The 20389-nt window shown below is 45.5% G+C and carries 16 protein-coding genes; 2 read left to right on the forward strand and 14 right to left on the reverse strand.

Annotated elements, in window-relative coordinates:
• Window positions 1-647: 647 nt before the first annotated feature.
• The 11 genes from KCTCHS21_RS30385 to KCTCHS21_RS30440 form a co-directional block, all read right to left on the reverse strand.
• A complete protein-coding gene (locus tag KCTCHS21_RS30385; protein WP_145989005.1) occupies window positions 648-1418 on the reverse strand; it encodes a hypothetical protein in 771 nt (256 codons plus the stop codon).
• Entirely contained in the window at window positions 1411-2538 is a 1128-nt protein-coding gene (locus tag KCTCHS21_RS30390; RefSeq protein WP_232058011.1) for an AAA family ATPase, read from the reverse strand. The genes KCTCHS21_RS30385 and KCTCHS21_RS30390 overlap by 8 nt, the downstream gene beginning before the upstream one ends.
• A 236-nt stretch (window positions 2539-2774) precedes the next feature.
• Window positions 2775-4922, reverse strand: coding sequence for an S-layer homology domain-containing protein (locus tag KCTCHS21_RS30395; protein ID WP_162309414.1), 2148 nt, complete (start codon window positions 4920-4922; stop codon window positions 2775-2777).
• Window positions 4923-5472: 550 nt separating this feature from the next.
• The gene (locus tag KCTCHS21_RS30400) at window positions 5473-5793 is read right to left on the reverse strand and encodes a hypothetical protein (RefSeq protein WP_130616222.1); all 321 of its coding nucleotides are present in this window, start codon (window positions 5791-5793) and stop codon (window positions 5473-5475) included.
• A gap of 550 nt (window positions 5794-6343) precedes the next feature.
• Window positions 6344-6910: a hypothetical protein gene (locus KCTCHS21_RS30410; protein WP_130616224.1), complete on the reverse strand. Its 567-nt coding sequence runs from the start codon at window positions 6908-6910 to the stop codon at window positions 6344-6346.
• A gap of 155 nt (window positions 6911-7065) precedes the next feature.
• The gene (gene rlmH / locus KCTCHS21_RS30415; protein ID WP_130616225.1) at window positions 7066-7545 is read right to left on the reverse strand and encodes a 23S rRNA (pseudouridine(1915)-N(3))-methyltransferase RlmH; all 480 of its coding nucleotides are present in this window, start codon (window positions 7543-7545) and stop codon (window positions 7066-7068) included.
• On the reverse strand, window positions 7545-7757 hold the full coding sequence (locus KCTCHS21_RS30420) for a YwbE family protein (protein WP_130616815.1): 213 nt from the start codon (window positions 7755-7757) through the stop codon (window positions 7545-7547). The genes rlmH and KCTCHS21_RS30420 overlap by 1 nt, the downstream gene beginning before the upstream one ends.
• A 207-nt stretch (window positions 7758-7964) precedes the next feature.
• Complete coding sequence (locus tag KCTCHS21_RS30425; protein ID WP_130616817.1) at window positions 7965-9908, reverse strand: DEAD/DEAH box helicase; 1944 nt, start codon at window positions 9906-9908, stop codon at window positions 7965-7967.
• Window positions 9909-10292: 384 nt separating this feature from the next.
• Window positions 10293-11015 carry a phage holin family protein gene (locus tag KCTCHS21_RS30430; protein WP_130616226.1) on the reverse strand — a complete coding sequence of 241 codons (723 nt, stop codon included), beginning with the start codon at window positions 11013-11015 and terminating at the stop codon, window positions 10293-10295.
• A gap of 23 nt (window positions 11016-11038) precedes the next feature.
• A complete protein-coding gene (locus tag KCTCHS21_RS30435) occupies window positions 11039-11794 on the reverse strand; it encodes a hypothetical protein (protein WP_130616227.1) in 756 nt (251 codons plus the stop codon).
• Between the two features lie 10 nt (window positions 11795-11804).
• Window positions 11805-13115 (reverse strand): SPFH domain-containing protein, encoded by a 1311-nt coding sequence (locus KCTCHS21_RS30440; RefSeq protein WP_130616228.1) that lies wholly within the window; start codon window positions 13113-13115, stop codon window positions 11805-11807.
• A gap of 365 nt (window positions 13116-13480) precedes the next feature.
• On the opposite strand from KCTCHS21_RS30440, the gene KCTCHS21_RS30445 reads away from it, so the two are divergent.
• A complete protein-coding gene (locus KCTCHS21_RS30445) occupies window positions 13481-13636 on the forward strand; it encodes a DUF1540 domain-containing protein (RefSeq protein ID WP_130616229.1) in 156 nt (51 codons plus the stop codon).
• Between the two features lie 169 nt (window positions 13637-13805).
• Here KCTCHS21_RS30445 and KCTCHS21_RS30450 read toward each other — a convergent pair whose 3' ends face one another.
• Entirely contained in the window at window positions 13806-15317 is a 1512-nt protein-coding gene (locus KCTCHS21_RS30450) for a gluconokinase (RefSeq protein WP_130616230.1), read from the reverse strand.
• Window positions 15318-16065: 748 nt separating this feature from the next.
• Here KCTCHS21_RS30450 and KCTCHS21_RS31445 point away from each other — a divergent pair.
• A complete protein-coding gene (locus KCTCHS21_RS31445) occupies window positions 16066-16320 on the forward strand; it encodes a hypothetical protein (RefSeq protein WP_170211449.1) in 255 nt (84 codons plus the stop codon).
• A gap of 75 nt (window positions 16321-16395) precedes the next feature.
• Here KCTCHS21_RS31445 and KCTCHS21_RS30460 read toward each other — a convergent pair whose 3' ends face one another.
• Both KCTCHS21_RS30460 and KCTCHS21_RS30465 read right to left on the reverse strand, forming a co-directional pair.
• Window positions 16396-18417, reverse strand: coding sequence for an ABC transporter ATP-binding protein (locus KCTCHS21_RS30460; RefSeq protein WP_130616819.1), 2022 nt, complete (start codon window positions 18415-18417; stop codon window positions 16396-16398).
• 32 nt (window positions 18418-18449) lie between these two features.
• The gene (locus KCTCHS21_RS30465) at window positions 18450-20201 is read right to left on the reverse strand and encodes an ABC transporter ATP-binding protein (protein WP_130616231.1); all 1752 of its coding nucleotides are present in this window, start codon (window positions 20199-20201) and stop codon (window positions 18450-18452) included.
• Window positions 20202-20389: the final 188 nt, after the last annotated feature.

A 20389-nucleotide genomic window follows, 5' to 3' on the forward strand; every position in this document is an offset into this window, starting at 1 on the left:
TCCGGTATCACTGGCCCTAATTTTCTGAGAACTATAAGGAGACTGTCCTTTTTTATTTATTACTACTTCTGTAAGTTCCAAATAAATAGTGCCATTTGGAACTTTCAATGTGAAATCAAAATTATTCTCTTCATTTTGTATAACTTCATTAATGTTTGCACCAGACTTAATCATCTGATAGCAGAATCGATGACAAGAGTACCATTCTATCTCTTCTTTATTGGATGATAAAGATACTTCGTTGAATTCTGACTTTACTTCTTCGCCATTACTGGAGATTCGAGTGAACCCAAAATATCCAGATGGTTTTTTATATTTCAGTTATGTTCCCTTCTTTCACCGTGATTATTTCACATAACGCATTATTCACGAACTTCGTAAATACCCCTGTTTTACTTTCATTCCTAAAATCGCAATAATCCCTAGTCAATTTATGATATCATATCATGGAAATATATGGATCAATATTTCTCCCTTTCCAAAGCAAAAAACCCCTTAACCCAAAGGTCGTAGAGGTTAAAACTCACTTTATTCCACAATCCCACCAACATTCCTCGGCATACCAACAACCAATTTTTCGCCGTCACTTATGGTAAGGTTCACCGTGCTGTCTATAACGGCATGTTTTATCCCTATTAATAAACCTCTTACTCCGAATCTATGACTTCAATTAATCCTAAGTCCAGTAAAATTACACATAATAGACTTAAGAGCCTATAATTCTGATAAAGTATGTACTTTTCTTCTTGTGTATTGAAAATAAATAAATTTGTGTCTGAAAAATGATCTAGATTGTACTCGGTTACACCTACTTGTTTCAATGCATAATCCATTTCTATAACTGCTGATTTAATAGATTCCTCTGTAATCTTACATTGGTTTATCTTTTGATCATTTAAATATCTTTTAAGTTCATCACCTGTTCCAAATGATAAATTAAAGGTATTTTCAATGAAATTAGAAGCAACAAAACTTTCTACACTCGGATAGCTTAGTAATAATAAGCCCTGTCTGTTAAACCCATTATTTTCTCTTGAACTACTCAAAGACCTTAATAAGTCTCTTATTAATACAGTGTCAGTATTTGAATTAACATCTCTATCAAATATATAAAAAATTGCAGCACGGTCAACTGGAAATTGATATTCTTCAATTAGTTTCTCAAACATAGACTCCAAAAACTCGTCGGTATCTTTAATAAATGAGATTGCAGATTCTTTAGTATTTATAACAAATACTGAAGATTGAATTCCTTCTTGTTCGTTGAACTTTCCATACTTAAGCATACGATCTAGCTTTTCAAATTGATAATTGAAAATCCGAGTAAATATTCTATGCAGTAAGTAAAACTCAGTACTCAAACCTTCTACAATTAGCAACACTTTCCCTATGTTTTTATCCCTATTGACTTTAATCAACTGCATCATCTCTGTAATCTGGAATTCCTCCAAATACCCCGCTCGTGTACATCTTCTCAAGATTTTGGGCCACTCGTGGCTGTTCAGTTGAAAATCTTTTTAGTGTACTACCTTCAATACCATTAAAACTTACAGCATATATCTGATCTGGTCTTAAAAGTGTATTAGAAAGTAAATTCGTAGAATGAGACACTATGAAGAGTTGAGAGTTCTTTGAGTTCTTCATAAAGTACTTGATAAGTAGTTCTTCTAAAAAATTATGAAGACCACTGCTGAACTCGTCAACAATTAACATTCCTCCATTTTTAACCACATGAAAGAAGGCTGGCAATAATCGTAACAACTTCTGATTCCCTAGCGATTCCAAAGGAAATGGTATAGGTTCTCCAACCCCTTCGCGTTTGAAAAATATATCCTTTTCCTCAAGAGACTCTATCTTTGTTATGTTACCTGAACTTGAATTTGAATATTCAATTCTTTGATTAAAATTAAATTGTTTAAAGAAGCTATTAATTTCGTCTGCTCCTTGGCTTTCTAGGTATTCTTCAATATCTAAGTCTAATTTTCCTGGAGAAAAGATAGTCTCCCTATACCCATCCATGTAAACCGAATTCATTAGGAAATCAAACCATTCCTTTAATACATCCTGATTTCTAAACTTAGTATTGAAATATATTTCACGTAGAAGCAATGTATTTGCATCAATATCATCATACAACTTGTTTTCTGTTATTTCTGATTTAGCGCTCTGTCCAATTCGATTTAAGACAACCTCATCTTGAATAGATAAGGTTTCTACAAAACTTTTCTTATCCGCCGTATACTCAATATAGTACTTAATCGCAGTGTTGGAAAATTCAAATTCATACTCTAAGCTAAATGATGCTTCAGATGAAAATAGACATCTTTGCATTCCCACGTTCACTTTTCTTTCAGCAAATAGTAGGTCAAATAACACTTTTAACGCAATAATTGTATTTGTTTTACCTGATGCATTAGCACCTACAAAGAAAGTTCCTTTCACTGTATTATTATATACATTTGTGTTTGATAATACTTTGTATCCTGTTGCAGTTAGGTCAACTGTAGTCTTCGTTTTAAATGAGCGAAAATTGTTCATAGTTATTCTTCGTAACATCAAAGGTCACTCCCCTCTCTAATTTATTTTACACTATTCAGTAAAAAATATGCATTTCCTTTTTGTGTAGTCGTCATTTTTTTACTGTTAGATTAAACTTGCCGCTACTTATGGTAAGGTTCACCGTATCATCTATATAGCGAAATCGAGGACACCCAATTGGGTGTCCTCTGTGAATTGTTTCCTATTCTTAGGAACCGCTTAGTTTAGATCAAATCTTACTTGTTCTTTAGCGCCAGTATGTTCAACAGAATCGCCACAGCCTCGGCTCTTGTTGCATGATCTTGCGGCGCGAAGCGGTTACCGCCATTCCCGTTTACGATTCCCGCTTTTTTCAGGTAAGCCACGCTGCCCCTGGCCCACGGGGCGATATCCCGCTCGTCGGCGAAGCCGGTTGCAGCGTTCGCGTCGCCCGATTTACCCAGCGCTTTAGCGATCATGACCGCCATCTCCGCTCGGGTAATCTCTGTGTTCGGACGGAAGCTCCCATCATGATAACCAATGATGATGCCCTTATCCACCGCTAACGAGACGGCTTTCCGTGCCCATGCGCCGATCTTGTTTGAATCCGCGAAAGTTAACTGCGCTCCATTTCCTTGAAGCTTTAACGCGTTCGCCAGCATAACGACGAATTCGGCTAGCGTAATGGAATGATTCGGCTTGAATGTGCCGTCGGGATAACCAGTGACGATCCCTTCGTCCAATGCTTTCTTAATATGGGCTTCTGCCCAGTGACCGGAAATATCACTGATTTTCAAGCCCGTATCGGTCGTTGGTGCTTCCGGGGTCCCCCTGACGGCGAACACTGCGTATTTCGTAAAATGATTTACATTCACGACGATTTGTGCGCCGTCTACTACGCCGCCAACTTCTACCCATACTTTTTTCGTCTCGTCATAATAGAATACCACTGGCTTCTGGTCGCCGATCAAGCTTGACGGATCGAACGCGAAGGTTAACGTTACCGGCCGATTGAAATTTTCCGAGAAGCTTTTCAAAATTTCGAAGATCGGACTGACTAGAACTTCTTTAGAGCTAAGCAGATTTTGAGTATCCAACAGTTTCTCTATCGTAATATTAAAATCTTTGGCGGAAGAATCCGCGGGTATAATGACCTTGACTTCATTCCGCAAGCTTACCTCGCCTGCCTGACCTTTCGGAATCGATAACTGACCATTATCCGATGTAACAGGCTTGAAGCTTGGCCCGACGGAGCCGTCATCGCCCGGTAGTCCTGTCTGTGCATCGCGCGTCACGGTAACCCGATACGTCTTGCTCGTGCCGTCCTCTGCCGTCACGACGATAGGAATGACGTTGGAACCTACGGTAAGACCGATCGCTTCGCTTGGCTGATCGCTCGTTACTGCACTTCCGTTAATCGTGACAGTAGCTTTTGTGCTGGACAGCACAGGTGTCACATTCAAGCTGTTCACACTGTTTGCGACCATAACCGTGTAGTTGGTAATCAGAGGCGTGAAGGTCGGACTCAGCGTACCGCTGGAGAGTATCAAACCCGATAAAGTATCGTCACCGCTGGGCACCGGTGGTGTATATACGTTTGCCGCCCTTGTTACATGGACTGTGTATGTATTTGTCGCCCCGTTCTGCGCTGTCACAACGACGTCAATCGGATTATCACCAATTTGGAGCGTGACTGCTTGGCTTGGTTGGCCGCTCGTTGCTGCACTTCCGTTAATTGTGACAGTAGCTTTTGTGTTGTATAGCACAGGTGTCGCGGTTAGGCTGTCCACACTGTTGTTAACGCTAGCCGTATAGCTGGTAATCATAGGCTCGAAGCTCGGGCTCAGTGTGCCGCTGGAAAGCAGCAGGCTTAACAAACTGTTGTCACTCTGTGACAAATAATTAATCTCCAGACTTCCACTTAATAAGTCATTAGAATCAAAGTTACTCCCGTAGATAATAAATCCAAATTCATCTCCTTGATTTACACTTAAAGAAGAATTGCCGCTGACGTCAAAACCTCCACTCACATCGGCAGGACGATAAAGATTAGTAGAGTCTGTAGAACCATCCGCATGAGTAACAAATGCGGTTAATTTCGCCTGTGTCATATACCAGGCATGCATGCCGGAATAATGCCAATCGAATTCAAATGTATTTGATTCAGTTGCTATCGAGCTTATCGTCCATGATTGACCGTACCATACGGATTGATCCTGCAAATTGTATTTGAACAAGAAACCATTATTATCATGATTGGGAATAATGCTTGTTGTTCCAGGACCCGCCACGTTCCAAGCCGTTGACCACCCCGAGGCCAAAGCAGTTCTCTGAGTTCCCTGCAGCATCATGAATACCAGCAAAAAAATCGTGATCCATATCATTGCAATCCTATTTGCTCTCATTTCATTCACTCCTTGTATAAAGAAAGAAACGGGGGAATTTTTATCCATCACCTAATATTCTACAAAATTCTTGTATTTCCTTCTTAAAGGAGTTCTTTTCCATGTGCTAAATAGTACGTTTATGTATAATTTCGATGAAAAAACCGGAGGGTAGTCTAGTTAATCAGTACAGGGTTCCTCTTCTTTATTCATTTCTACCTCAGCGGATGCGATCTGTTGAGAGGAAGAGGTGCCCTCTCCCAATTCTTTATTATATCTTCACGTGTAGCACTTGGCTTGATCAAATCATACTTAACGTTAAAATCGTGTTTGCAAGCCCAACAACATGGCTCTCCCCAGTCAATCCCCCTCCTATCAAGCCACTCCATCCAATGTTCAAAAATCTGTGCTTTTGTCGGCATAGTCATTGTATAGTTCTCCTTAGCCATTGTGATCCTTTGTCTCCAATTCCTCCTTTAACGGGCGAGGGCTGAATAGTCAATGTATGCATATAGTGCTGTGAAGTAACCATCTGCTTCGAGTAATTGGGCGGTTATATGAGACTAAATAGTCAAACTGTATCTATCAAAAGCAAAGCAAAAATTAAAATTGGTAAAAACAATATAGAGATAATTTCAATTAATAACTTGGTTAAGGGCTTACACTTTGATTTCCCAATGAACAGTCCATGTATCATTATTATTCCAAAAGTAAATCCATAAAACAGGCCCTTACTTAACTTATACTCAGTAGGTATGCTTGCAATAGCCCCAGGTGAAAGATTTTCGATATGATCATGAATATTCCTATGCCATTGAGTATCATGGATCAGCCAAAATAGCCAACCAGCATGCAAAAGAATAATTAGTGATAAGTATATATATTTGTTCAAAAAAGCATGACCCCCAAAGTATTTTCTACTTTCTACTCTTTAATGGCCTATTGATTTACCGGAGTTTTCGGATAACATAAGTTCGTTAAAAGTCCACAACGTTTGTGATTGCGAACCTTTCCCCGCACCTCAATCATACCAATATCTCTATAGCATCTTTCTCCACTATTCAAACAGTTCCCTTGCCGTTAGCGTAATGAAGGTGAATGCCCCGATGTGTGAATATGGTGTTAGGTAATGTCGATATCTATCATGTGACATGGTGAAAGAGTTAGAAGAACATCTAAACGTTGTTTCGTGCGTTTTGGAAAATACGTGATTAAACGTGCAGCAACCTGAGAAGAATTTTTCGGTCTTTATAAGTGAAGGGTCTTCAAACGGACACTGAGGGGAGGAACAGTGTGAGCGACGAGTACATAATAAACCTATATTGGGAGCGTTCGGAGAAGGCAATCTATGAGACTACCCTTGTATATGGGAGGTACTGCCATAAAATCGCGATGAATGTTCTCGCAAGTAAAGAGGACTCGGACGAGTGCGTCAACGACACCTATGCTCGCGCTTGGAAAGCAATCCCTCCTAACCGCCCCAATAAGTCTGGTTTATAGTGAATAAAGAAGTTTCTAGCATCTATAAATGGTTTAATTACACTCCATCCATGCTCTCCTACATAACTCTTACCAATGGTCATCTGCAGAAACCAATCAACTTTATCGATTGTGCTTAAAGATGTTATTATTGCATTAACCTTAGTTCCTGAAAAATCGTATTTCAGCATTAACTCATCATGATAAAAATCATTTAGCATATTTTCAAAAATTGAAACCGCCTGATACAAATACATTTCCATAAAAGCATCATCACACTGATTAAGTACCAGTTTGAACTCACCAATTTCTTTCGCTACATCGTTTACACCAATAAAAATATCATTATCATAATCAAAATCTGGTCGATATTCTTTCCAAAGTTCAAAAAATTTCTTCATTCCTAAATCTGGATCTTCTATAAATAAATCATCAATTCCAAATGACATAATAAAGCTTGATATAAGTGAAATCCTCAGTTCATATTCCATTGCTTCAAGTTCTTTTTTATTTTCAATTGTTTTTTTCATCTCGATACCACCTAGTAGAATATACATCTCTCAAATAAATTAGTTTCAGCTTCGTCTTGCCGGTAACTACTTCTATGTGAATTATCTTTCATCACAACGGCCAGGAACAGGGCGAATGTATGGCGAAGCGAACTTTTTCACTTAATTTTTCGCCGTCACTTATGGTAAGGTTCCCCCCGATTAATCTTAAAAGCCCGGTAAACCTGCTCAAGAAGAAGAACCCGCATCAGCTGGTGCGGGTAGGTCATGCGACCGAAGCTAAGCTTCTTGTCGGCACGCGCGAGTACGGCGGACGATAAGCCGAGTGACCCGCCGATGACGAAGGAGATGGAGCCGCCTCCATAGGTGGCTTGGCGTTCCATGTTCGCCGCGAGCTGCTCGCTTGTCCATGTCTCACCATCAATTGCGAGAGCAACAACATGGGCATCCGGTTTCAGTGCTGCAAGGATGCGCTCGCCTTCGCGAGCTTTTACTTGCTCTTCTTCTGCTGGGCTCATGGAGTCCGGTGTCTTCTCATCAGGCAACTCTCGGATATCAAGTCGTGCATAGGAACCGAGACGCTTGGAGTATTCCTCGATTGCCCCTACCCAATACTTCTCCTTAAGCTTACCCACGCAGACGATCTGAATCTGCATTAGACAGTTCCCCCACTAACAATGTTCTGAACTCGACCAACTTGTCCATCCTGCAGTCTAACCTTTATTCCGTGCGGATGCTGAGGTGAATTGGTCAATAAATCCTTCACGATTCCACGAGTTGTTTTACCCGTTCGTTGATCCTGCTTTAATACAATATCGACTTCAAGCCCTGGCTTAACGTCGCTGCGAATTTTTCCGTTGCCTGCCATTACATCATTCAGCTCCTGCTTCATCTCATCTTGTTAAGCTTATCGTACCACAACCCCAACCTAACCAAAAACCCGACAAACGACTTGTCCTCTCTAAAAAATCAAAAAGTCTCCAAGCCCGCTAGCTTCCTCGGGAACTTGGAGACTTTTCTATCTAATAGTGCCTACTATACGAGCCAAGGCACCACCTACACTTAGCTAGCTTGTTTATCTACTGCGAGATGAGCCGCGTCCTCCGCGTCCGCCACCGCCGGATGGTCCCTTAGACCCTTTAAACCCGCCGCTGCTTCCGCCAAAACCACCACTCTTAGGTCCAGACGACCGTCCACCGCCGAAGCTGCTTCCGCCGCTACGTTGTTCCGGCTTCCTGCCAGCACCTGCGCCTCCGCTAGTGCTCGACCGTCCACCGTAACCGCCGCGACCCTCGCCCTTACGCTCATTACTTGCGAATTCCGCCGCACGTTCAGCAGCCCGTTCCGATGCACGCTCAGCGGAATTCCGCCTGCTCGAGCCGCCGCCTGCACTCGGGCGACTTGCTCCGCGATCATCCGAGCGACCGAAGCCAGCTCCGGCGCCCGATGAACGGCCAAAACCGCCACGCGCATCCGAAGACTTGCGCTCACTACCGAAACCGCCCGAGCGTCCAGATCCACTCGCTCCAGACGAGCGACCAAAACCTCCGCGACCGCCTGCTGCTGGAGCCTTACGCCCAGATCCAGCTCCGCCTCTATTACCGTCCGACCCACGATCGTGGAACGTGAATCCAGTTGCCTCATCTGAAGCTGATTCCGTTGCAACAGATCTACCTGGACGGCCAGCGTTCACCGCATCACGGCTTTGGCCACGATCTACCCACTCGCCTGTGCTGGAACGGTTACCCGCGCCTGGCTTCGCAACTGGAGCACCGCGTCTCTTATCTCCTCCGCGGCTACCTGCTCCATACGACTTCTCGCCACTGCGAGCTTTGCTGCCGCTAATGCTTCGACCCTTCGCCTGACCCGCACTGCTTCTACGCGAAGATTGTCCGCCTGTTCCATTCCGTCCAAGACCCCCACTGTTGCGAGGACCTTCCAATCCACCGCCGCCAAGAGGTCTGCCTTCCTCACTTCTGCGTTCCATCGCCATCTGAATACCGTCCTCGATATCCCCCAGCTCCCGGCGATCCTTCGGCGCAACTAATGTGATCGCAAGCCCCTTCTCACCCGCACGACCTGTCCGGCCGATTCGATGAATATAGCTCTCCACATCCATTGGAATATCATAGTTAAACACGTGAGTGACACCCTCAACGTCCAACCCACGCGCAGCAATATCTGTAGCAATCAATAGCTGTAGCCTCGCATCACGGAACCGCTTCATAACCTGCTCCCGCTTCGCTTGGGACAAGTCTCCATGCAGCTCATCAGAAGAATAGCCCATCTCCTGTAGTGCTTCGTTTAATACCGCAGCCCGACGCTTCGTCCGGACGAAAATAATGCTCAAATACGGCTGAGTCTCCTCAAGCAGCTTAACTAAAGTTGCTTGCTTCTCACGATCGGACGTTTCTACCGCCCATTGGCGGATAGCTTTAACGGTTACGCGCTCGCTTTTTACGGTAACATGCTGTGGACTGCGCAAAATCCGTCCCGCCATCTCGCGGATTGAAGCTGGCATCGTAGCTGAGAACAGCATAGCCTGCTTCTTGTATGGCGTATGACGAAGAATCTCCTCAACTTCCTTCAGGAAGCCCATGTGCAGCATCTGATCCGCTTCATCTAACACTAGCATTTTTACGCCAGCTAACGAAATCGTTCCCCGACCTAGATGGTCAAGCAGTCTGCCCGGCGTCGCAATAATAATGTGCATTGAGCCTTGCAGCTTATGCAGTTGGGCTTCAACGTCCTGACCGCCATACACCGCCAGCACTCTAATTCCATCTTCCCGCGTAAGCAGCTTCTTAATCTCAGCCGTAATCTGTATCGCAAGCTCACGAGTAGGTGTTACGATCAAACCCTGTACTTGAGACACGTCCGTTCTGATCTTATCTAGCATTGGCAGTACGAAAGCTAACGTTTTCCCCGTGCCCGTCTGCGCTTGGCTAATAACATCATGGCCTGCTGTTACAATCGGAATAGTTTCCTCCTGCACTGGCGTCGGCGTTACAATCCCCATCTCTTTCAGTATTGCAACCCGGCCCTCTGACACGCCTAAACTCAAAAAATCCGTCACCTGATTCACTCCATCCTATATTCCAAACCCTTGTTGGCTCCAAACCAAACCCATCAAACTTATCCGATTCTTTTGCCATTACCCTCTATCCTACCACATTCGAGCAGATGAAATGTAATGTTCGTCATATTCCAAGCATAAACAACTTTCGCCGCCCACTAGGATACCCACAAAAAGTTTATGTCGGAGGTTATCCAGCAATGGATACGGAGTGACTTATACACTGTGGATAACCACCTAAAAGACCAAAACCCGCTATAGCCTAAGAAGAAGGCCACGCGGGTTTCCCATCCACATACTTTCGATAAAGCTTCTACACAGGCTCTTTTAAGAAGGAATAAACAAGCTATTCCCGCAAAATTCGCAATCCTGCCGCTGTCCCGGAATGACTTTACTGCTCGACCCACAGCCGGAGCATGTAACCATCTTCGGAGCTGGCTGGGAGGAAGCTCCTGCTCCTGCCCTTGCCGCTGCCACCTGATCCGTCATAATGATTTGTTCTCTCGTCGCAGGTCCGCCCACTGGATTTGGATTTTCCTGCCCCTTTGCGGTGCGGTTACCCATAATAACGAGCTGAGCCGTCGGGTCCAATCTTGCATCCGTAAGCCTTCCAGAAACAATCATGTAACTAATATCCTGCGTAACATTTCGCGGTTTTTCCCCTGTTAGCTCTGCTATCCGGTCGATCGCATCAATCCCTTGAGCCGTTGTCAGGTGATAATACAGATTATACAGGTTCGCCATCTTTTTCTTTCTTCTTGCACCGACAATGTAGAAAATGATTGCTGGAACGCCAATAAGAATACCGAAAACGATAAGTAAAGCTACCACATCTGAAGTGGTTTCTGAAGCCAACATGACAATAAAAGCAATAAATGCATAGAACGTAATGAAGGCATGCCCGACTAGCATATAATCATTTGCTCTGAGATGATTATACTTATAATGAGTCACGAACCGAACTAGCAGCAGCACAATCCCCACCGGGAAAAATAAAACCATTCCTAGAAGAATAAATGCACCATGAATCTTGGGCTTGTCTATAGTCAATTGGATCCCTCTCTACTCTCTGATCATTTCAGTTGAATAAGCTGTTGATTTCTAGTTGATATGACATTCCTAATATCCCGAATTTGATCCCTGAGCTTCTCCGAGGCTTGAGCTTCCGAATCCTTGTCCGATGCTTTTACGAATGTGCTCACCTCACTCGCTAACTGCCTAGCCTGCTGAAGAAGGTTTTGCTCTGTCATTACTAGCGAAGGATGAGAGGCTGGATCACTGAACCGAACCTTTTCATCTAATTCCGCTATCTTTTTGACTAAGCCGTATTCTGCCTCATGCTTACAGCCCTCGAGCTGTTGCTTGATTGAGAGCAGCTCTGAACGCATAGCCGATACCCATTGGACCTGAGAAATGATTTTCTCGTCATCACTCTCCGCATTTCTATAATAGAGAGCCACCAACCCCGCTGCGATTCCCATAACCCCAAGAGCAATCACATGTAATAGTGAATAGGAGTAAGTAGATACATCTGCGGCTAGCGAAAATACAACTATAAAAATAACTACAGCAATGAAGTACAGACCGGCAATTGTCCCCAATGCGAGATACCCCGGTATTAATCTGCTAGCTCGATTACCATTCGAGAGATAATGAACCACGATTCCGTAAATAAAGGTTTCGGCCAAAATCAAAGTTCCGAGAGATATCCATGTATGACTTGTTCTTGCAAAAGGTAATCCGATTAAGAAAACGACTGCCAGTGTCACCAATAAAGCAAGAACATAAATGAAAGTTACAATACGCGCATAATCCCGTTGTTTATCCATTGTGCACCTCCTACTCTATCAACTTATTGCCGCATTCCAAGCAGAACTTCTGACCAGGCTTCACCTCATGCTGACACTGTCCACATTTTAGCGACACGCTAGTCCCACAATTCATACAGAACTTGCCCGCAGGATCTACCTGCTCTCCACAATTGCGGCAAGGGGTGCCACCAAAATGATGACCACACTTCGCACAGCTTGCGGCATCTTGGGCATTGTCCGCTCCGCATTTCTCGCAAGCATTGTTAGGATCACCGCAATGGAGACAGAACTTAGCGCCTACAGGAAACATCTTGCCACAAGCATTGCATTCCGACTCCGCTGCCTGGGTAGCTGTCGAAGCTGATTTGTAGCTATGACCACATGAAATGCAGAATTGCGCTTCCTGGGTGGTCACCGTCTGGCATTTCGGACAAGCCTTATTATTAATAGAAGGAGCTGTGTTCATTTGACTAGTCAATCCCGCCATCTGATTACCGACGGAGCCTCCAATACCGAAGCCCATACCTAAGCCGATTCCAGCACCCATCACATTTGCACTGCCACTACCTTCATTCCTTGCTGCCCCCTCAAGCGTGTCGAAGGTGCGCTCTTGCTGGTAAGTGTAACCGAGAATATCCATCTCCGCTTTCTTGGCGAGAGCTTCCTTCAGCCTCACAGTTGCTGGATCGTCATCCGGTACATTAATGGAATCAACAAAGAAATTCAGAATCCGAATCCCGTAGTCCAAGAAAACAGGCCCTATGCGTTCTTCGATATGCTTGGATATTTCTGAAATATAAGCATTGATCTCCAGAATGCTGATCTTCTTGAAAATCAGATAAGATGAGATCAGCTCCTTAATATTCATCATTAACACTCCGCGAAAATGCTTAATCATCGCTTCCTTATCAAACACCGGAAGTGTCCCAATTAATTTCAAAAGGAATTTACGTGAGTCTTCTATCTGTAAGCCGAACTGCCCGAAAGAGCGTACAGAAACGATAATTTGATATTTAGGATCCTGAAGCTGCAGCGGTGTAGATGTTCCCCATTTGACATCCAGGGAGCTAATTTTGTTGACATACCACACTTCCGCTGTAAAAGGAGAACGCCCGCCGAACGGCAAATTCACCACATTTTGTAATACCGGAATGTTCGCCGTGCTCAGTGTATGCCTACCCGCTCCGAATAAATCTAACGCTTTTCCACCTTTGAACAGAATCGCCTCTTGGGTTTCATTCACAATTAACTGTGTCCAGGTGCCCAATTCTGAATTGGGATATTTCCATGCGAACACGTCCGCAGGACCATCAAATTTAACAACTTCTACAATTGCCATGATGTTTCTTGCCCCTCTCTGTAGCTAAAGAGCCGAATAATCTCCTACCCTTTGACCAATTCATACAGGAATCAACATTTTTCGCTGTCTTCTCTTTATTCTACGTATAACAAAGTTTTCCTTTGAACCATCCCTCATATAGGCAAAAAGATTTCTGAAGCAACCAAGTATAAACAGCTGACGCCGTCCTTTCACGGCGTTCAACGTTTATGTCGGAGGTTATTCAGAAATGGATATGGTGAAACTTATACATTCTGAATAACGCAAAAACACCCGCAATCTCCTCTTTTCGAGAAGTTTGCAGGTATCTGCACGTATAAAGCGATCACCTTCGACCATCCTAGTGACAGGAGGTGAGATGAGCTATGGCTAAGGATGTACTATGCGAAGTGAATTCCTGCAAGTATTGGGCGCCAGGTAATGCATGCAATGCCTCTTCGATCTATGTCGTTAACAATCGCAACAAGCAAGCTTCCCAGTCGGAAGAAACAGATTGCAAAACGTTTGAATCGAAAATCTAAAGTATCCGCTAGCTAATAAGGCAAAGGCATCCGTCGGGGGTGCCTTTCGCTTTATACCTTTGTATTGTAGCCAACATTGAGAATTATTATCACTGATTAATTTTAAAGATATAAATTAGGTAGTAAGCGTAGCTATCGCAGGCCGACGTCAAAAGATTGTACCGAGCGATCAATGCTTCCGTTGGAATTCTGCAATCGCGGCGAAATGCTCTGGCAACTGCCCGTTCAACTGCTGATAAATGCCGAATAGCTCACGGTAAATTTCTGTGTTGTGCGAGTTTGGCTCTAACCTTTTTACGATTGGTGTCCACTGTTTAATGTGGCTCCAGTCATTGACTTCTCCTAATCCTTGCATGGCCAACACAGCAGCACCAAGCGCAGAAGCCTCCGTCACTCGAGGAACTAATACTTCCTGTCCCAGTATGTCTGCCAGCATCTGTAGCCACAGCGGCGATTTGGCGAACCCGCCCGATGCCCGAATCTCACGAGCCGGCCCTGCCAAGTCCACCAAAACCTCAGCAACTGACAAAATAGCTAACATAACACCCTCTAGTCCCGAGCGAACAAAATGCTCTTGCTTATGCCGCAGGTTAACGCCGAAATATGTGCCTCTCGCTTCTGCATTATAGATAGGTGCCCGTTCCCCAGTTAAAAAAGGTAAAAATAAAAGTCCACCCGCTCCTGGAGCAACCTTGGCGGCAGCCTCAAGTAGCTCTTCTACTGATTTTTGCCCTGCGAACAGGTATTCCCGAAGCCATTGGAGCACTAGCCCCCCGTTATTCGTAGCTCCTCCAATAATGTAGGATGAATCTGCCACATGGTAACAGAAAGTACGCTGCTGCTCATCGGTTAACGGTTTGTTTGCCATCATTCGTACGGCTGCACTTGTCCCGATAGTTACTGCTATTTCTCCAGCTCCGACTGCACCTACGCCTAGATTCGCTAACGCACCATCACTTGCCCCAAGAAAGAATGGAGTGCTGGTTTCCAGTCCCATCTGCTCCGCATAATGGGTAGCTATGCCTTGCAATCTATATGTACCTGCTTGCAATGTCGAGAGCTTAGTTTTGCCGATTCCGGCAATTGCTAATGCCTGCTCATCCCAATCCAGCTTATCCAGTGCCAATAAGCCGGTCGCCGAAGCTACGGAATGATCCACAACCCATTCGCCGAACAGCTGGTACAGAACATATTCCTTAACAGATACGAACTTATCCGCTTTCTCCCACACGTCAGGACGATTTTCCCTTAGCCATATCAGCTTAGGCAATGGTGACATGGGATGGATCGGAGTGCCTGTCCGACGATAGATAGCCATTCCCTCTAGCTGCTCACGAATACGCCGAGCCTCAAGCTCGCTTCTACTATCCGCCCATGTGATGCTCCTCGTAAGTGGTCGCCCGCCCGCATCCACTGCGATTAAAGAATGCATCGCAGAGCTTATTCCCACGCCAGCAATATCTCCACTATTTAGCCCACTTTGAACCAAGGCTCCCTTAACACTCTGTACAACTGCCTGCACAATGCTATCCGGCTCTTGCTCTGCCCATCCCGGCTGCTCCTGCAGCAAAGGATATTCCACAGAGGAGCTACCGAGACTAATTCCCTCCATGCTGAAAATAACACTCTTCGTACTCGTCGTCCCGATATCTATTCCAATAATTCCTCTGCTCGTACCCATAACTAGCCCACTTCCCGTCTGCCGTAACTTTTTATGCCTCAATATAGCCATTATACAAAATGTTTAATTCTCAAACCAACTGGTGGGGCTGAGAGATCTAAAGACATAGTTGGTGGAGTTCCGAGATGCGTGGGGTGCTGTAACCATAGATTTTATAGTTAATTCGTCGATTGCCCCATTTCGGGGTGCTGTAACCATACAATTTATAGCTATTGCGCCGAATCTCCCGGCTCAGACCGCTGTACTATTTATAGTTAATTCTCCGATTGGCCCATCTGGGGGTGCTGTAACCATACTATTTATGGCTAATGCGCTGAATCTCCAGGCTTGGGCCGCTGTAACCATACTATTTATAGTTAATTCTCCGATTGGCCCATCTGGGGACTGTAACCATACTATTTATGGCTAATCCGCTGAATCTCCCGACTTGGGGCGCTGTAACCATACTATTTATAGTTAATTCGCCGATTGGCCCATCTGGGGGTGCTGTAACCATACTATTTATGGCTAATGTGCTGAATCTCCAGGCTTGGCGCGCTGTAACCATACTATTTATAGTTAATTCTCCGATTGCCCATCTGGGGACTGTAACCATAAAATCATAGATAATGCTCGGACTGTGTTGGTTCGCATAGGTTCGCATAGGTTTGGATAGGTTCGGATTGGCCCGGTTAGTTGGTCTGTTTGGTGGTTTGGTGGGTTTGGTGGTTTGGTGGGTTTGGTGGGTTTGGTGGGTTTGGTGGGTTTGGTGGGTTGGTGGGTTTGGTGGGTTTGGTGGGTTTGGTGGGTTGGTGGGTTTGGTGGGTTTGGTGGGTTTGGTGGGTTTGGTGGGTTTGGTGGGTTGGTGGGTTTGGTGGGTTTGGTGGGTTGGGTCTTGTTGGTTGGGTCTGTCTTGTTGGTTGGGTCTGTCTTGTTGGTCGGGTCTGTTTTGTTGGTTGGGTCTGTTTTGTTGGTTGGGTCTGTTCAGTTAAGTCGCTTTAGTTGGCTCAATGGTTCCGGCTAGTTCAGCTCAGCACACCCCGGGCAACAAAAAAAAGGGAGAACAAGCGGAAATTCCCACCAGTTCTCCCCAACTCCATTAAGCTACACTCTCCGCGACGCCCAGCTGAAGCTGGTACATGGCAAAGTACTTGCCGCCTTGCTCCATTAGCTCATCGTGGTTGCCACGCTCGGTGATTTGACCACGGTCGAGCACCAGAATCTGATCCGCCGCACGTATCGTCGACAGCCTGTGGGCGATAACGAACGTTGTGCGCCCCCGCTTAAGTACATCGAGCGCGCCTTGGATAATCGCTTCTGTCTCTGTATCAATGCTAGCTGTCGCTTCATCTAGGATCAGAATCGCCGGATCGAACGCGAGCGCACGCGCGAACGAGATCAGCTGGCGCTGCCCTGCCGACAGCGTGCTCCCCTTCTCAATAACTGGCTCATCCAAGCCACCCGGAAGCTGCATGAACATATCGTAAGCTCCAACGTCGCGCAGTGCCTGCTCCACCTTTCCCCGGGAAATAGATGGATCGTCCAAGCTAACGTTCGTAGCTATCGTTCCCGTAAACAGGAACGGGTCCTGAAGCACGATACCCATATGCTGGCGCAGCTGCTGCTTCGGTATATCACTTATATTGAGGCCATCAATGGAAATGGCTCCTCTCTCAATATCATAAAACCGGAACAATAGGTTCAGGATTGAGCTTTTACCCGAACCGGTATGCCCAACTAGAGCAACGGTCTCGCCTTGCTTCGCATGGAAAGTAATGTTCTTAAGCACATCCTCGCCCGGCTTATAAGCGAACGAAACATCCTCAAAACTTACATTACCCTTGTAACGCGTCATCCGATTGTCAGAAACCTCGACTCCCGGCTCGTTGAGCAATGAGAACACCCGCTCCGCCGACACTCTAGCTACCTCCAGGTTGGACAGCTGATTCACTATCCCGACAATAGGACTCATCATCCTGTTCATATAGTCGATGAATGCATACAGAACCCCGACGGTAACCGCCGTCCCTAGCATATCTCCCGCGAACAACCAGATAACTGCGACGAACAGTGCGCTCCTCAGCACATTAACTAGATTATGCGAGGTAACAGAATTCAAAGTAAGCAGCTTAGTCTGATACTTAAAGTACTCGTCGTTCATCTCATGGAACTCAACCATCGTTTCCTTCTCTTTGCGGAACGCTTGGATGATCGGCATTCCTTGGATGGATTCGTTGATCATCCCGTTAATGTCACTAAGACGTGTTCGAATGACATGGTTGTACTTGGCCGCGAACTTCCGGTAAATGACAATCCATGCGTAAAGAATAGGAACGAACGGCAATGCGATCAACGCAAGCTTCGTATCCAGTAAGAACAAGGCACCAATAATGGCGGTAATATAAACAATCCCTGAGAAAAAATTAGCTAGAACGGAAACGTACAGCTCTCGAATAGCTTCCGTGTCATTCGTTACCCGGGCTACAACTTTACCTGCAGGTAAGTTATCGAAATACTGGACAGGTAAGCGTTGAATGTGCCGAAAGACGTCATTACGCATTTTGCGAACGATTCGGTTCGCCGACACCTGCAGCAGCAGCTTCTGCCAGTATGCAAGAACAGCTCCAATCAACAGCAAGCCGATATAGCTTATCGCCAGCATAAGGATACTACGAAATTCAGGCTTATAAAATTCATAAGTATCGCCCTTCGTCAGCTTAGCCGCGGGAAATAGCTGCTTGCTCCCATCTTCCCTCTCTACCGAAAATTGACCATTGTCGAATGTTCGCTTCCCTCTATTCGGAATACCGGGCGCATCGACGAAATAATACGATTTGCCTGATTGCAGAACACGAACCTCGCGTCCCTTTTCCTCTCCAGCCGACCAGTGGTCCTCTCTCTTGTACCATCCGTCCTTATAAGCGACGGCATACTTCTCATTCTGCTTCGTCTCATACCATGGCTTCTCAATGCCCATAATGTTAGTATCTATCATCCGCTTGGCTATGAAAGGACCCACTAGCTCAACACCTACTGCAAGCAAGAGCAGTACAAGCGCAAGTATAATTGGTTTTTTGTAATTCATTGCGTACTGTAATAACCGTTTGCTGTTACTCACCATAATTGCTGTCACCTACTTTTCTTCTCTTCCGATTAAGCTTCCACGACGGAAGCAAGCTGCTGTCTATCATACTGTTCCTTGTACCAGCCGCCGAGCTCTATAAGCTGCTCATGCGTGCCCTCTTCCGTTATGCGACCTTCGTCAAGAACGACGATCCAATCCGCATGCTGAACAGCTGTTAGCCTGTGCGTTGTAATAATCGTTGTTTTGCCAGCGCGCTCGGTGCGAATTCCTTCTAGAATTTCCGTTTCCGTCTTCGCATCTACTGCTGAGAGCGCATCATCAAGCATGAGAATTTCAGGATCAGCGATAACCGCCCTAGCGATACTAACCCGTTGCTTCTGCCCACCGGATAGCGCTACGCCCTTCTCTCCGACTAGCGTCTCCAAGCCTTCTGGCAGGAATGCCACATCTTTACGGAACGAGGCTAGCTCAAGCGCCTTGTTCAAGCGTGCTTCGTCCCCATTTTCATCCGTTGTTCCGAACCAGATGTTTTCTCGAATGGTTTTACTGAACAGAATCGGCTGCTGTGGAACGTAACCAATCCAGCCACGCAAGCGATTAAGCTCTAGCTCCGTTAACGGAACACCGCCTACCGTCAAGCTGCCCTTACCCATTGGATACTCACGCAATAGCTGCTTTAGTAACGTTGTTTTACCGCTTCCGGTTCTTCCAACGATACCGAGTGTTTGCCCTCTATGAAGAGATAACGAAATATCGATCAGATTATCAATTGTTGAGGAAGGATATCGGAAAGTAACCTGATCGAATGCGATTGATTCTGGAACGTCCAAGGCAACGGGATCTTCCGCATCCTTCACGTCCTCTTTGACCCCTAACGTCTCATTAATCCGGTCTAACGAAGCATTACCCCGTTGCATAATATTGATCAGTTCCCCAAGGGCGAACATAGGCCATATGAGCATTCCGAGGAACATGTTAAATGTAACCATCTCTCCTAGGGTGATGCTACCCTTAGACACAAGTACCGCGCCATAACATAGACCGATTAGATAGCTTAGGCCTACTAGGATTTTTAACGTTGGCTCGAATAAGGCGTCAATCTTAGCAACCGCGATATTTTTGGAGAAAACATTGTCTGTGGAATCGCTGAACCGCTTGCGGTCCGCCTCCTCTTGGACAAAAGCCCGTATGACACGGACACCCGATACTGACTCCAGCACCTGATCGTTTAATCCACCGAATGCATCCTGAGCCTTCATGAAACGGTCGTGAATTTTTTTGCCGTAATGCTGCATGAGCAAGGCCATAATGGGAAGTGGCAGTAAGGACGCCAGAGTAAGCTCCCAACTAATGAACCCCGCCATCATAACTAGAATTGTCAGCATGAACAACGTCGAATCAATAAGCGTCAATATACCAAAGCCTGCCGTAACAGACACCGCTCCTAGATCGTTCGTCGCCCGAGCCATCAAGTCTCCCGTTCGATTACGTTCGTAGAATGTTGGGTTCATTTTCAGCAGATGCCGCATAAGACGTGACCTCAGCAACCGCTCGAGTACAAATGCACCCCCGAACAGCTGATAGAGCCAAACATACGTCAGTCCATATGCAACGACGGTCAACCCTCCCCAGAATACGAGCAGCTCGGTCAGCTTACCCGGTGTCATTGTCTCCTGCTGGATCCCATCAATAGCTACTCCAATCAGCCTCGGTGGGATAATTTCCATAATCCCTACGATAATCAGAATGAAGACCGCGACAGAATATCGTTTCCAGTGCATCCGGAAAAACCAGCTTAATTTTCTAAGTACAGTAAACATATCTATGTGTTCACACCTCTCTATAATGAAGAACAAAAAAGGCATACCGCTGTAAGCGATACGCCCCAGAGGATGATTTAACCATCCTCTTCGCATGCAATTTCTGAATCCGGCCATAGACCGTACAGTTCTCGCATCCGATAAAAAAGGCGCACGATTACGTCACCGTAACCATGCGCCTTACCCCT

The sequence above is a fragment of the Cohnella abietis genome, assembly GCF_004295585.1.
Classification (GTDB): domain Bacteria; phylum Bacillota; class Bacilli; order Paenibacillales; family Paenibacillaceae; genus Cohnella; species Cohnella abietis.